The organism is Microvirga sp. GN3, assembly GCF_055792825.1.
Genome location: NZ_JBVVAK010000082.1, coordinates 23,500 through 37,131 on the forward strand (window position 1 = coordinate 23,500; position 13,632 = coordinate 37,131).

General features: G+C 60.8%; 13 protein-coding genes. 10 read left to right on the top strand and 3 right to left on the bottom strand.

The features are described 5' to 3' along the window. Positions 1-6: 6 nt before the first annotated feature. Both ACS5Q1_RS29845 and ACS5Q1_RS29850 read right to left on the bottom strand, forming a co-directional pair. Positions 7-933, bottom strand: a complete 927-nt coding sequence (locus tag ACS5Q1_RS29845; RefSeq protein ID WP_203447793.1) for an ABC transporter permease — start codon at positions 931-933, stop codon at positions 7-9. A 27-nt stretch (positions 934-960) separates the two neighbouring features. Next, positions 961-2,493 carry an ABC transporter substrate-binding protein gene (locus ACS5Q1_RS29850; RefSeq protein WP_473101605.1) on the bottom strand — a complete coding sequence of 511 codons (1,533 nt, stop codon included), beginning with the start codon at positions 2,491-2,493 and terminating at the stop codon, positions 961-963. 220 nt (positions 2,494-2,713) lie between these two features. Here ACS5Q1_RS29850 and ACS5Q1_RS29855 point away from each other — a divergent pair, with 220 nt between their 5' ends. After that, positions 2,714-3,604 (top strand): LysR substrate-binding domain-containing protein, encoded by an 891-nt coding sequence (locus tag ACS5Q1_RS29855; RefSeq protein WP_473101615.1) that lies wholly within the window; start codon positions 2,714-2,716, stop codon positions 3,602-3,604. 142 nt (positions 3,605-3,746) lie between these two features. Here ACS5Q1_RS29855 and ACS5Q1_RS29860 read toward each other — a convergent pair whose 3' ends face one another. Next, entirely contained in the window at positions 3,747-4,700 is a 954-nt protein-coding gene (locus tag ACS5Q1_RS29860) for a LysR substrate-binding domain-containing protein (protein ID WP_473101616.1), read from the bottom strand. A gap of 165 nt (positions 4,701-4,865) precedes the next feature. On the opposite strand from ACS5Q1_RS29860, the gene ACS5Q1_RS29865 reads away from it, so the two are divergent. The 9 genes from ACS5Q1_RS29865 to ACS5Q1_RS29905 all read left to right on the top strand — a co-directional run bounded on the left by ACS5Q1_RS29865 (position 4,866) and on the right by ACS5Q1_RS29905 (position 13,150). Then, positions 4,866-5,903, top strand: a complete 1,038-nt coding sequence (locus ACS5Q1_RS29865; RefSeq protein WP_473101606.1) for an ABC transporter substrate-binding protein — start codon at positions 4,866-4,868, stop codon at positions 5,901-5,903. An 86-nt stretch (positions 5,904-5,989) separates the two neighbouring features. Further along, positions 5,990-7,042, top strand: coding sequence for an ABC transporter ATP-binding protein (locus tag ACS5Q1_RS29870; protein ID WP_473101607.1), 1,053 nt, complete (start codon positions 5,990-5,992; stop codon positions 7,040-7,042). Then, a complete protein-coding gene (locus ACS5Q1_RS29875) occupies positions 7,039-7,962 on the top strand; it encodes an ABC transporter permease (RefSeq protein WP_473101608.1) in 924 nt (307 codons plus the stop codon). Before ACS5Q1_RS29870 ends, ACS5Q1_RS29875 begins: the two co-directional genes overlap by 4 nt. Continuing rightward, positions 7,959-8,765 (top strand): ABC transporter permease, encoded by an 807-nt coding sequence (locus ACS5Q1_RS29880; protein ID WP_473101609.1) that lies wholly within the window; start codon positions 7,959-7,961, stop codon positions 8,763-8,765. The genes ACS5Q1_RS29875 and ACS5Q1_RS29880 overlap by 4 nt, the downstream gene beginning before the upstream one ends. A gap of 11 nt (positions 8,766-8,776) precedes the next feature. Beyond that, complete coding sequence (locus tag ACS5Q1_RS29885) at positions 8,777-9,913, top strand: NAD(P)/FAD-dependent oxidoreductase (RefSeq protein WP_473101610.1); 1,137 nt, start codon at positions 8,777-8,779, stop codon at positions 9,911-9,913. A 42-nt stretch (positions 9,914-9,955) separates the two neighbouring features. After that, positions 9,956-10,252 (top strand): (2Fe-2S)-binding protein, encoded by a 297-nt coding sequence (locus ACS5Q1_RS29890; RefSeq protein WP_473101611.1) that lies wholly within the window; start codon positions 9,956-9,958, stop codon positions 10,250-10,252. Further along, on the top strand, positions 10,249-11,670 hold the full coding sequence (locus ACS5Q1_RS29895) for an FAD/NAD(P)-dependent oxidoreductase (RefSeq protein WP_473101612.1): 1,422 nt from the start codon (positions 10,249-10,251) through the stop codon (positions 11,668-11,670). The genes ACS5Q1_RS29890 and ACS5Q1_RS29895 overlap by 4 nt, the downstream gene beginning before the upstream one ends. Then, positions 11,667-12,779, top strand: a complete 1,113-nt coding sequence (locus ACS5Q1_RS29900) for an NAD(P)/FAD-dependent oxidoreductase (RefSeq protein ID WP_473101613.1) — start codon at positions 11,667-11,669, stop codon at positions 12,777-12,779. Before ACS5Q1_RS29895 ends, ACS5Q1_RS29900 begins: the two co-directional genes overlap by 4 nt. A gap of 26 nt (positions 12,780-12,805) precedes the next feature. Next, on the top strand, positions 12,806-13,150 hold the full coding sequence (locus ACS5Q1_RS29905) for a RidA family protein (RefSeq protein WP_457093585.1): 345 nt from the start codon (positions 12,806-12,808) through the stop codon (positions 13,148-13,150). Positions 13,151-13,632: the final 482 nt, after the last annotated feature.

Below are 13,632 nucleotides of genomic sequence, written 5' to 3' on the forward strand. Positions count from 1 at the left end.
CCCTCCCTACGCTGCGCCAGCGCTTTGCCGGGTCCGCGGATCAAGCCATTGCGTAGCAATGTCGGTCAGGAGATTGATCATCACGAAGAAGAACGCGAACATCAGGATCGCATACTGAATGACGGGGTAGTCGGCGCGCGTGACGGCGTCGACGAGCATCCGACCGACGCCCGGAATGCCGAACACGGTCTCCGTGACGACGGAGCCGCCAAGCATTGCGCCGAATTGCACGCCCGCAACCGAAACCGAGGCGACCAGCGAATTTCTCAAGGCATGGCGAAGCAGCACCTGCACCTCGCTCAATCCTTTCGACCGAGCAGTGTCGAGGTAATCCTTGCCGACGACCTCCAGCAGGCTGGCCGTTACTAAGCGGCTGAACATAGCTGCAGGGCGCGTTGCCACTGCCAGGATCGGAAGAACGAAGTGCGCCCATGTCTGCGCGCCGGCCGCCGGCAGCCAGCCGAGATAGACGGCGAACAGCCATATGCACAGCAATCCGAGCCAGTAGATTGGCATGGATATGCCAGCGAGAGTGATCGCCGTGATCAGGGTATCTGTCCAGGTGCCCTGGCAGAGCGCAGAGGCGAGGCCTGCAATGGTCCCGAGCAGGACGCCTACGATAAGGCCGCCGATGGCGATGATCAGTGTATTGGGAAGCCGCTCGCTGATCTCGATTGAGATTGGGCGACCGGTCCGCAGCGACACCGCAACCTCAGGGTTGACGATGCCCTCCAGGAAGTGGGCGTAACGGGTGAGAGCCGGCAGGTTCAGCCCCATGCGTTCGCGGATGACCTCTACCTCTTCAGGCGTGGCCATAGGACCCGCCTGAATGCGCGCAGGGTCGCCCGGAATGAGATCGACAAACCAGAACACCAGGAGCGAGACGATCACGAGTGTCGGAATAGCCGCTATCATACGCTTGAACACGAACATGGGCCTGGGCTCTCACCTTGAGGGACGTTACTGCAGCGAAATCTTGTCGAACTGCATCGTCTCGTTGGGCTGAACCTGGAAGCCCTTCACCCGGTCAGAAACCCCAACCGCCTGGGTCTGGTACCAGAGGAAGACGAAGGGGCGATCCTCCCAGATCTGCTTCTGGATCTCGGCATAGATTTCCTTCTGCTTCTTCAGGTCAGTGGTTGCGCGGCCTTCGGCCAGCAACTTGTCGACCTTTGGGCTCGAGTAGCCGGTGGTATTGGCTCCGACGCCTGTCTTAAACAGGCGGTAAAGCGTGAAGTCCATTCCCGCGGTTGCGCGGCCGACCATACCCATATTGTCTTCGCGCTTGTCCGGCTTGCGACCTATGATCTCGCTCCAAGTTCCACGATCCACGACCTTTGCGTTGGCATTGATTCCGATCGCCTGGAACGAACCCTGGAGGGCTTGGCAGACCATGGCATCCTTGATGTAACGACCGTTGGGACAAACCATCGTGATGCTCAACTGGCCGGGGCCATATCCAGCTTCCTGCAGGAGTGCTTTTGCGCGCTGGGGGTCATAGGGGATCGGATCAAACGTCACGCGGAGCTCATTCTGGGTTCCGGGCCCGGGCATCGTGACGGAAGGGGTGCCGAGTCCGCCGAGAATGCCTTCCACCATGCCTTTCCGGTCCACAGCCAGGTTGAGCGCTTCCCGAATTTTGGGATTCTCCATTGCGCCGCGCAACACGATCTCCATGTTGATGGAGAACATGCTCGGTGGCTTCATGACGGATGCCTTGTCGAGAGCATCGATCGCCGCAATGGATTCCGGCGGTACGCGCTCGACGATATCGACTTCGCCCGTTTCCATGAGAGCCATGCGCGATCCGTCCTCGGGAACCACGAGAAACTCGATGGCCTCGAGCTTCGCCGGAAACTTGCCCTGGTAGCTCGGGTTGGGGACAAGCCGGTATCGCTCTCCGCCGACGAAGCTTTCGACCTTGTAAGGTCCGCTCCCGACCGGCTTGCGGCTGTGCTCCGGTCCCATTTTCTCGATGGCTGAGACATTGACGATCGTTGCCGTCGTCGACGCTAGCAGGAGCAGAATGTGGCCGTTCGGCTCCGCCGTGTGAAACTGGATTGTCTCATCATCCGTTGCGGTCACGCGCTGGATCGACGAATAGAGGCCGCGGTAGATTGAGGCGACCTTCGGATCGAGCAGCCGGTTGAACGATGCCGCCACAGCTTGCGCGTTCAAAGGATCGCCGTTGCTGAATTTCCGACCCTTCTCGATCTTGACGGTAAAGACCTTGCCGTCGTCCGAGTAGCTGTAGTCCGTTGCAAGCTCTTTGACGACATTGTTTTCGGCGTCGAGGCGGAAGAGCCCCTCAAGGACATGCAGGTCGACCGTGTTGCCGGTCGGCAGATCATTGAAATGCGGGTCGAATGTTTCTGGGTCAGCTCCGACAGCAATCTTCAATACGCCTGAAGGAGCAGCATGGAGAATCGCGGTTGTAGATAGAAATAACGTAAGGCTCGCGGTCAATGTATTCAGCAGAACATATTTGCGCATCACATTCTCCCTTGTTTCTGTCGACTATGGTCGGCACTAAGAGCAGAGATGAATACTTCATCGCTGCTGAATAACTCTGGAGTCCCGCTGTTATCTCGTTAAGGAGTGTGCGGGTTTATTTTTGACAACATTCAGCTTACGTGGCATCCATCCTGCGTCAAATTCATAAAGTTCGGGCCGTCATAACCGGAGGTTATCCATGCGCTTGACTTACCGGCAGATGGAGTTCTTCAAAGCGATCATGGAGCGCGGCACCATTACGGAAGCCGCCAACGCACTTCGGGTATCGCAGCCTGCCGTCAGCAAGGCATTGAAGGCTCTTGAGGACGAACTGGGCCTCAAGCTGTTCGAGCGAACCCAGAGCGGCCTGATGCCGACATTTGAAGCCCGCACCTTCTACAAGGAGGTCGCCCGCAGTTTCATAGGGTTGGAAATCCTTTCGGGAATTGGGCGCGAGCTGCACGAGTTGAAGCACGGCCGCCTTGTGGTCGGCGTCATTCCGGCGCTATCCATGGGCTGGATGCCCAAGCTCGTCGCAAGATTCCTTCAGCATTTCCCGAATGCCAATCTGACCCTCGAGACGTTTTCCTCGCCGGATATCGCCCAGATGGTAGGGCAGGGGCGCCTCGACATAGGGATCGCGCAGGCATCGACGAACGACGTGTCGATCAAGCGCACCGACCTGTTCAGCATCGACACCGTCTGCGTCATGCCGAAGGATCACCCGCTTGCCTGGAAGGACTGCATCACGCCGCGTGATTTGACGTCCGTCTACCTTATCAGCCTTTCTCGCCCCGATATCATCCGGAAGCAGGTCGAAGCGGTGCTAGCTGAACATGGCATCGCCTTGCCGCAGCGGCTGGAGGTAACCGTCGGCAGTGCCTTGTGCAAGCTGGTCAGCGAAGGTGTCGGCGTCGGGCTGGTCGACCTCGAGACTGCCACGAACTTTACGTCAGGCATGATAGAGGTGAGGCGATTTGAGCCTCAGATCAAGATGCCGATCTCATTGCTGCAGTCGTTGCGTCGTCCGGAATCAGAACTGGAGCGGAAATTTACCGCGTTCGTTAGGGACACTGCACCGCTGAGTATCGCCGGGCTGACAACCCATTGATGCGGCAGTCGAGGAGCCATGACCTAGTGCCCGAGGTCTGCTGAAGCTGCCAAAGCTCGCGACGTTGACCTGAGCGCACTCGGGGCCGGCCAATGTTGAAACCCATCCGGCCCGAAAGCTCCGCCGCTGCCAGATAGTGAGGCTACAGGCTTGGCTTACGCTTTTTCCGCACTGGTTTCGGTGGGGCAGAGAGGATTGACGTTTCCATTGCCCGCACGTGTGCCGAGAAAGCTTCAACGAATTCTTCTGCGACAGGCGAAGGACGGCGCTGCGGTGGGAAGACTGCCGCAAACTCGAAGTCGATGCGCGGTATAAAGGGACGGGAGACGACGCCGCGCGATGCAAATTCGGCGGCCGTGAAAGGATCGCAGATAGAGACACCGAGGCCTGAGGAAACCATGCCGCACATGATCTCCGACAGAGTCGTCTCGATCCGAAGAACGCGTGAGATGCCGTGCTTGGTAAAAACGCTGTCGATCAAGTGCCTGCTGCTGCTGCCTGGCGTCAGCGAAATGAATGTTTCGCCCTCGAAATCGCGGGGGCGCAGCACCGACTTGGCGCAAAGATGATGTCCTTCCGGGAGGATGGCAACACGAGGCAGTGTCGGCATGCGCATGGAGGGGAGGCCTGCATGCGCCATCGGCGCCTCTGCGAAGCCGAGGTCGCACTGGAGGTTCAGCACCCAATCGATCACGAGTGGCGAAATCACGCCAAAGAGGGAGAAGATAAGGTTGGGCCTGTCTCTGAGAAAATGGCCGGCGAAGCGCGGCATGAAGCCGTTGGCCAACGCCGGAAGAGCGGCGACGCGCAGCATACCGGTGCGTCGTGTTCGGATTTCCTCCGCCGCAGCGGAGATGCGGTCGAGGCCAGAGAAAGAGCGCTCAACTTCGGCGTAGAGGGCCGTCGCTGCTGCAGTCGGCACGAGGCCGGTGCCTCGTTTTTCAAACAGCGGCATTTTCAACACTGACTGAAGGTCACGCAGCAGGCGGCTCACCGCCGGCTGGGTGATCCCCATTATGCTGGCCGCAGCGGTCACGCTACCTGAGAGCATGACCGCTCGGAACGCCTCTACCTGCCTCAGATTGATTGCTGGCATGCGGTCTCCATTCATAACATTCAGGCATGAAGATAATGCCATTATGCATTTGACGATCAATATACGAGTTGGGATCGTTGGCCACCGTCGCGGCTCGTCGGCGGACTAATAAGAGGGACATCTTCGTCAGTTTACTGACGATTCAAAGAAGAGGAACAGAATTACATGAAGATTTCCGGCTTGTTTACCGCAGTGAGCCTCGCGGCGCTCGTCGTCTCTGCAGCTCCGGCAATGGCACAGCAGAAGACCTTGTATGTCGCAGGATATGGTGGGTCGTTCGAGAAGACGATGCGCGACGAAGTCATCTCGGACTTCGAGAAGAAGCATGGCGTCAAGGTCGAATATGTCGCTGGTAATTCCACCGACACCCTGGCCAAGCTGCAGGCGCAGAAAGGCAATCAGCAAATCGACGTCGCCATCGTCGATGACGGCCCGATGTACCAAGCCATCGAACTTGGCTTCTGCGGGCAGGTTCAGAACCTTCCGACAGCCGATCTGTACGACACTGCGCGGTTCAAGGACGACCGTGCCGTCGCTGTCGGCTTTGTTGCAACCGGCCTGATGTACAACAAGAAATTCTTCGAAGAGAAAGGCTGGGCCGCGCCGACGTCATGGAATGATCTCAAGGACCCCAAATACAAGGGCTTGATCGTCATTCCGCCGATCAACAACACCTACGGTCTCTACACGCTCCTCATGTTCGCGAAGATGAATGGCGGCGGTGAGAAGAACGTCGAGGCCGGCTTCGATATCATGAAGAAGGACGTCAATCCGAACGTGCTCGCCTACGAGCCGTCACCTGGCAAGATGACGGAACTCTTCCAGTCCGGACAGGCTGCCCTCGCCGTGTGGGGCACGGGTCGCGTGCAGTCCTTCGCCAATACCGGATTCCCGGTCGATTTCGTCTACCCCAAAGAGGGTGCGGTGTCGCTGCTTGCTTCAGCCTGCCCGATCGAGAAACCGAACGCCTCGCCGATCGCCTCCGAATTCATTAAGGCGATGCTGGAGCCGAAGATTCAGCTTATCCTGCTCAAGGATTACGGTTACGGCCCCGTCAACAAGAAGGTCGAGGTGCCGGCCGAACTCGGAAAGATGGCGCCGATCGGCGAGCGTGCCGCCAGCCTGTACAATCCCGACTGGACCAGCATTAACGCCAAGCGTGACGAATGGACGAAGCGCTGGAACCGTGAGGTCGAGCGCTGATACGCGCAGCGCCCTGACTTGCCGTCCGACCCCGGTGGAAATCGGGGTCGGACCTCCTTCAAGCTCCAGAGGGTCTGACCGAGCGCATGTCCATTCTTGAACTCAACCGTGTCTCCAAACGCTTCGGCGATCATGTGGCCGTCGAAGACATATCCCTTACCGTTGCCAAGGGTGAATTCATCTCGCTGCTCGGGCCATCGGGCTGCGGCAAGACTACCACGCTGCAGATGATTGCCGGCTTCGTGGATCCGTCTGCAGGAGCCATCAGTCTGAACGGCCGCAACCTTGTGAGCGTGAAGCCCGCAAAGCGCGGTCTCGGCATCGTGTTTCAGAGTTACGCTTTGTTCCCCCACATGACGGCTGCGGAGAACATCGCCTTCGGGCTCGAGATGCGGGCCGTGCCCCGGGCCGAGCGTGAGGTGCGCGTGCGTGATGCGCTGGCTATGGTTGGGCTCGATGGATACGCGGATCGTTACCCACGCCGCATGTCCGGCGGACAGCAGCAGCGCGTTGCCCTGGCGCGTGCACTTGTCATCAAACCCGATGTGCTCCTGCTCGATGAGCCGCTCTCTAACCTCGATGCGAAGCTGCGCGAGGACATGCAGATCGAGCTCCGTCAAATCCAGCGCAGCATCGGCACCACCACCGTTCTGGTGACTCACGATCAGACAGAAGCCATGGCGCTCTCGGATCGCATCGTCGTGATGAGCAAGGGCCGTATCGAGCAGATCGGCACGCCGCACGAGGCATACGAGAGGCCGGCCTCCGCGTTCGTTTCGCAGTTCCTCGGTAAGACCAACGAATTTCCAGGAGAGATCGACCGGCACGCCGCCTCGCCGCGTCTCGTCGCCGGCTCCTGTCAGTGGCCGGCGCCTGCTGGAGCCTCCGGCCCTGTGACCGTCACTGTACGTCCGGAGAAGGTCGGCTTCGGCAGTGAATCCGACGGCGGACTCAAGGCCCGGATCACGAACCGCATCTTTCAGGGAAATCACTGGCTGTTCCAGTGTGAAACCGAGTGCGGTCCAGCGATCGTCGTGCGCCAGAACACGGGCGAGGCACAGCCAGCCGAGGGTGAGAACGTTCGCCTTGTCTGGCGCCCTGAGGATATGGTGATCCGTCCGCGAGGAGGGGGCAGATGAGCACTTCTGCCTCCGTGACAACAGTGCAGCAACCGGCTGCTCCCGCGCCTGCCAAGCAGGAGCGTTCCGGCGCACGGGCGCCGTGGCCGCTGCTGCTGCCTGCGCTCATCCTCTTCATTGCCGTGGTGATCGTGCCACTCGCCATGACGGTTCTGCTCTCATTTCACAACTGGGGACAGTACACAGGCATTCAGTTTGTGATCACCCTCAAGAACTGGCAGGAGATCTGGTCGGACCCGTACTTCTATGAAATGTTTGCCCGGACTTTCCGGGTCGCGGCGCTGGCGACCCTCGCGGCTGCTATTATTGGCGCGCCCGAAGCTTACATTCTGAACCGTATGCGCGCGCCCTGGAAAGGTTTCTTCCTGCTCATCATCCTCGGGCCGCTCCTCATTTCGGTTGTTGCGCGCACGCTCGGATGGGCTTTGCTCTTCGGTGGGAACAACGGGGTCGTCAACAAGGCCCTGATGTCGGTTGGGCTGATCGGCTCTCCCATTCCGTTCATGTTCACGGAAACCGGCGTCGTCATCGCGCTCGCCCACGTTATGATGCCGTTCATGGTTCTGTCGGTGTGGGCCGCGTTGCAGCGGGTCGACCCCCAGATCGAGAATGCAGCGCTCTCGCTCGGTGCTGGGCAGATCACGATCATGCGCCGGATCATCCTGCCGCAGATCATGCCGGGTGTGTTATCCGGCGGGATCATCGTGTTTGCGCTCTCCGCAAGCGCCTTCGCAACCCCGTCGATCATCGGCGGCCGGCGTCTCAAGGTTGCGGCCACGCTTGCCTATGACGAGTTCCTCAACACGCTCAACTGGCCGCTTGGCGCAGCTGTGGCTGTGCTCCTTCTCGTTGCGCTCGTGCTCATCATCGTTGGCAGCAACGCGCTCATCGAGCGGCGCTATTCGGAGGTGTTCAGATGAGTCGCAATGGTCCTGTCGCTCTGATTTTCCACACCCTCTTCGTGATCTTCATGGTCGCGCCGATCGTTGTGGTCTGCCTTGTCGCTTTCACGCCGGAAGGCTACCTGTCCCTGCCCACGAGCAGCTTCTCGCTCCGATGGTTCCGCACCATCGCTGCTTACCCTGAGTTCATCAACGCCTTCTGGGTCAGCCTGTGGATCGGCGCAGTCTCCTCCGTCGTCGCGCTCCTGTTCGCAGTGCCTGCGGCTCTTGCAATTGCGCGCCACCAGTTCCGTGGCCGCGAGGCATTGTCGGCCCTGTTCCTGTCTCCGCTGATGATCCCGCACGTCGTGCTCGGCATCGCGTTCCTGCGGTTCTTTACTCAGACGGGGCTTAGCGGCACATTCACGGCGCTCCTCATCGCCCACGTCGTCGTGGTGTTCCCGTTCGCTCTGCGCCTGACCCTGGCCGCTGCAACGGGCATGGACCGCTCGATCGAAATGGCGGCCGTGTCTCTCGGTGCCAACAACTGGACACTGTTCCGCCGGGTGACCCTCCCGCTCATCCTCCCCGGAGTTGTGAGTGGCTGGGCGCTCGCCTTCATTCAGTCGTTCGATGAGGTCACCATGACGGTGTTCCTCGCTGCGCCGGGCGTAGAGACGCTTCCGGTGCGCATGTTCCTCTACATCCAAGACAATATCGACCCACTCGTGACCTCGGTATCCGCAAGCGTGATCGTGATCACGATGCTCGCACTCATCCTGCTCGATCGGTTCTACGGCCTCGAGCGGGTGCTCGCCGGACATAGCGACCGCGGGCGGTAAGGAATAGCTCAATGCGTAACAGTTATGACATCGTCGTGGTCGGTGGAGGCCTCCTGGGGTCCGCCATTGCCTGGGGGCTCGGCCGTATCGGCCAGAAAGTCTGCGTGCTCGACGAGGGAGACATTGCCAAGCGCGCGTCCCGAGCGAACTTCGCGTTGGTCTGGGTGCAGAGCAAGGGGCTCGGCATGCCGGCCTATACGGGTTGGACCATGCAGGCATCGGACAGTTGGCCGAAGCTCGCAGCCGAACTGCGCGAGCAGACTGGCCTGGACGTCTGCTTCCAGCGCAATGGCGGCTTTCATCTCACGCTCGGCGAAGAGGAGCTGGAGCAGCGCTCGGTGCTTCTGAAGCGCCTGCATAACCAGCCCGGCGCTGTCGACTACAAAATGGAAATTCTCGGACGCGAGCAGGTCGCAAAGATGTTGCCGCATATCGGTCCGGAGGTGTCGGGTGGAAGCTTCTGCCCCTACGACGGACACGTGAACTCGCTGCGCACGTTCCGTGCGTTGCATATGGGCATGGCGAAGTTCGGCGTCGATTACCGGCCGGAGCATCCTGTCTCCGACATCAAGTACGTGCAGGGTGAGTTCCGGCTCACGAGCGCGAAGGGTGAGATCCGAGCCGGGAAGATCGTTCTTGCGGCAGGCAATGCGAACCAGACGCTCGCTCCGATGGTCGGACTCGAAGCCCCCATGGGCCCCACCCGTGGGCAGATCGTCGTGACCGAACGGACGATGCCCTTCCTGCCGCATCCCCTGACGACGGTTCGGCAGACGGACGAGGGCACGGTGATGATCGGCGACAGCAAGGAGGACTTGCTGGACGACACCGTCCTGAACCTCCCGATAAGTTCCGTTATGGCCGACCGGGCGCAGCGTATGTTCCCGCTGCTCGGTCGGTTGAACGTCGTGCGATCCTGGTCCGGCATTCGCGTAATGCCGAAGGATGGGTTCCCCATTTACGACCAGTCCGAGACATGCCCCGGCGCGTTCGTCACCTGCTGCCACTCCGGCGTGACGCTCGCTTCCAATCACGCTTTTGAAATTGCCCCGATGGTGGCAGCGGGCGCGCTCGACAAGAACAAGCTCGGCGCGTTCTCGGCCAAGCGCTTTCAGCAGTCGGATGTACGGACCAGTGGATACTACTGAGCCGTAAGGGATAGGGCTGACGCAAGGCCTGGGAGACGATGAATGTTCAAGCGATTTGATGATGACACCAGGAAGACGGTTGAGATCTTCGTTGACGGCCGCCCGGTCATGGCGCGAGAAGGCGATACGGTTTCAGCCGCTTTGCTGGCATCCGGCCTCGATGTGCGAAGGGAGACGGCGGTGAGCGGGGCGCCACGCCTGCCGTATTGCATGATGGGCGTATGCTTCGATTGTCTCGTGACCATCGACGGGATGGGTAACCGACAGGGCTGTCTCGTTCCCGTGCGTTCCGGCATGCAGGTTGAAATCCAGAAGGGCAAGAGAGAGATCGGCCGATGACCAACAATCGTCCAATGCGCGATGAGTACGACGTCGCCGTCATCGGCGCGGGGCCCGCAGGACTTGCGGCTGCAAGCCTGGCCGCGCAGTCAGGTCTTTCTACCCTGCTGCTCGATGAAAACCAGGGGCCTGGCGGGCAGGTCTGGCGGGGCGTCACGTCGACGCCGGTGAAGGAGACGCGCTTGCTCGGTGACGACTACTGGGCAGGCTCGAAGCTCGTCGAGGAGGTGCGCGCGAGCGGTGCTGAAATTCTGCAGGGCGCGACGGTGTGGAGCCTCGATCGGCACCTGGAGATCGGCATTTCGATTGGCGGCGGATCGCAGTTCATCCGAGCCAAGCGTGTGATCCTCGCAACGGGCGCTCTCGAACGGCCGTTCCCGATCCCCGGCTGGACATTGCCGGGCGTGATGACCGCGGGCGCGGTACAGACTGCGCTGAAATCCTCCGGGTTGATACCCGATGGCAAGACGGTCGTCGCGGGCCAGGGACCTCTCTTCTGGTTGCTGACGGCGCAAATCCTGCGCATGGGTGGGCGCATCGATCTTGTGTTGGACACAACGGAGCGCCGCAACTATCTCCGTGCCCTGCCACACGCGGCGGCGTTTCTGACATCGCCTTACTTCCGCAAAGGTCTCGCGATGATGCGGGAGGTACGATCCAAGGTGCGGGTCGTGGGTGGCGTCACAAAGATCGAGGCCACTGGTCAGGGCCGGCTCGAAAGCGTCACCTATGAGGCAGGAGGCCGCAATGTCCGTGTTCCGGCGGACCTGTTGCTTCTGCATCAAGGCGTTGTGCCGAACGTCAATCTGGCTATGTCCGCTGGGGTCAAGCACCGGTGGGATGATATCCAGCTCTGCTGGTCGCCCGTTCTCGACGCCAATGGCGGCACTTCGGTCGAAGGCATTGCCATCGCGGGCGACGGTGCCGGGATCGGCGGTGCGCTTGCCGCTGTGGAACGGGGCCGGATCGCCGCGCGGGCCGCTGTCGAGGCCCTCAGGCCGCAAGCCGGCGCAAAGGCACCGAGCATGGAAATCCTCAGGGCTGCCTTGGCAAAGGCTGAGCGTGGGCGGACCTTCCTCGACATCCTGTTCCGGCCGTCGAAGCAGTTCCGGATTCCTGGAGGCGATACGATCGTCTGTCGCTGCGAGGAGGTCACGGCGCAGGACATCCTGGATTCCGTGGCAATCGGCGCTACCGGTCCGAACCAGCTCAAGGCCTATCGCCGCACAGGCATGGGCCCGTGCCAGGGGCGCCTTTGTGGGCTCACGGTGACGGAGCTGATGGCCGAAGCCCGCGGTAAGGCTCCCGAGGAGATCGGGTACTATCGTCTTCGCGCGCCGGTGAAGCCCATCACTCTGTCGGAGCTTGCCTCCCTTCCCAAAAACGAGAGCGCAACGAAGGCCGTGGTGCGCGGATGACCGTGAGGGCAGACGCGATCGTTGTCGGTGGCGGTATTCACGGTTGTTCGACGGCCCTGCACCTCTGTCTGCGTGGTCTCCGGCCCGTCCTAATCGAGAAAGACTATGCAGGCCGGCATGCCTCAGGCGTGAATGCCGGGGGGGTGCGTCAGCTAGCCCGGCATGTCGCGGAGATCCCTCTCTCGATCCGCTCCATGGATGTGTGGGAGAGAATCCAGGAGCTTGTCGGTGACGACTGTGGCTTCGACAGTCATGGTCAGGTGCTTGTCGCCGAAAACGATGAGGAGCTTGAGGCCTGCCATTCCCGCGTCGCTGATCTGAACCTGCGCGGCTTTACTCATGAAGAGCTGATCGACGCAAAGGAGTTGCGTCGTCTCGTTCCTGCCGTCGCTGAGACATGTCCTGGTGGGGTCGTGTCACGGCGCGACGGTGCGGCTAATCCGGCACAGACGACAACCGCCTTCCGCCGCAGGGCGGAGCAGCTCGGAACCATCGTGCGCGAGGGAGTTGCGGCGACCAATATCCGCAAGGACGGTCAGCTCTGGCGCGTCGACGCGGGGGGCGAGACGTACGAGGCTCCCGTGCTCGTCAATGCCGCCGGCGCGTGGGGAGGGCGCATTGCCGCTGCCTTGGGCGAGCCGGTGCCGGTCGAGACGGTTGCCCCCATGCTGATGATCACATCGCGTGTGCCCGAGTTCATCAGGCCGGTGGTGATCCTGCGAGGACGCAGGCTCTCGTTCAAGCAATTTGCGAATGGAACCGTGTTGATCGGCGGCGGATACCTCGCAACTCCCTACCTGGACACCGGCGAGACAGTTCTGGACTGGCGCAAGCTCCAGGAGAGCGCCCGCACCGTGTGGGAGCTTTTCCCGGTCATGCGCAATGCGACAGTCGTCCGGGCCTGGGCCGGGATCGAGGCGCGGACGGCGGACGACCTTCCCGTCCTCGGCCCGAGTGCCAAGCATGAGGGACTTTTCCACCAGTTTGGATTCTCGCTGCACGGGTTCCAGCTGGGACCAGGAACCGGTGCGGTCATGGCGGAACTCATTGCCATTGGAAACACGAACACACCGATCGACGGCCTGCGCATTGAGCGCTTCGCCACCTGATTTTTTTAACCTGAGAGGATAAGACGATGATCCAGAGAAACATCCGCACACCGATCATGCATCGCGCGGTCGAGGCGAATGGCTTCGTTTATATCGGCGGCACGATCGCCGACGACACGAGCGTTTCGATGGGCGAGCAAACCCGCAACATCCTGGGGAAGATCGCCGGGTACCTGAAGGAGGCCGGTACGGACGCGACGAAGGTCGTCGCGGCGTCGATCTTCGTCACCGACCTTTCGCAGAAGAAGGAAATGGATGCGGTCTGGACCGAGTTCTTCGGCGACAATCTGCCGGCACGGGCCACAGTCGGCGTTGCGGATCTTGGAGGCGGCGCCTTGATTGAGGTCGTCGTGACCGCCGTCAAGGGCTGAGCTGGTCGAAGGATTGGAAGAAACGCTTCGGCGGATGAAAAGCAGGTCCCGGCCCTGTGCGGCCGGGACCTGGACCAGGGCTTCGCCCGCAAGGCACCTCCTCCAGATGGTGGAGAGGGGGCGCAGCCAGCGATGTATGGACAGGGGCGAGTTGTGGATCAAGCAGAACATCCGGCGCCAGTGAGCCCCTCAGCCGCATTCTGGACTTAACAAGACTATCAGCACACCTGAGACCTAAGCCGAAGTTCTGTCTCCAGGCAGAAAGCAGACTTTTACAAGGCGATGCTTAGCTCGAGTTTGGCCATTTCCGGCGGCTCTATAGGCCACCGGCAGGTCAGTCCGGATCGGCAAATCTCACCAGGCTCATGAGCGCGTCCATCACGGCAATCCGATAGATTGCGGTAGCAAACCGGCGATCATTGGCAATCGCGTCGGCATCGCCATGCACGCGCTCCAGCATGGTGTCGAGTACCTCCTCCATC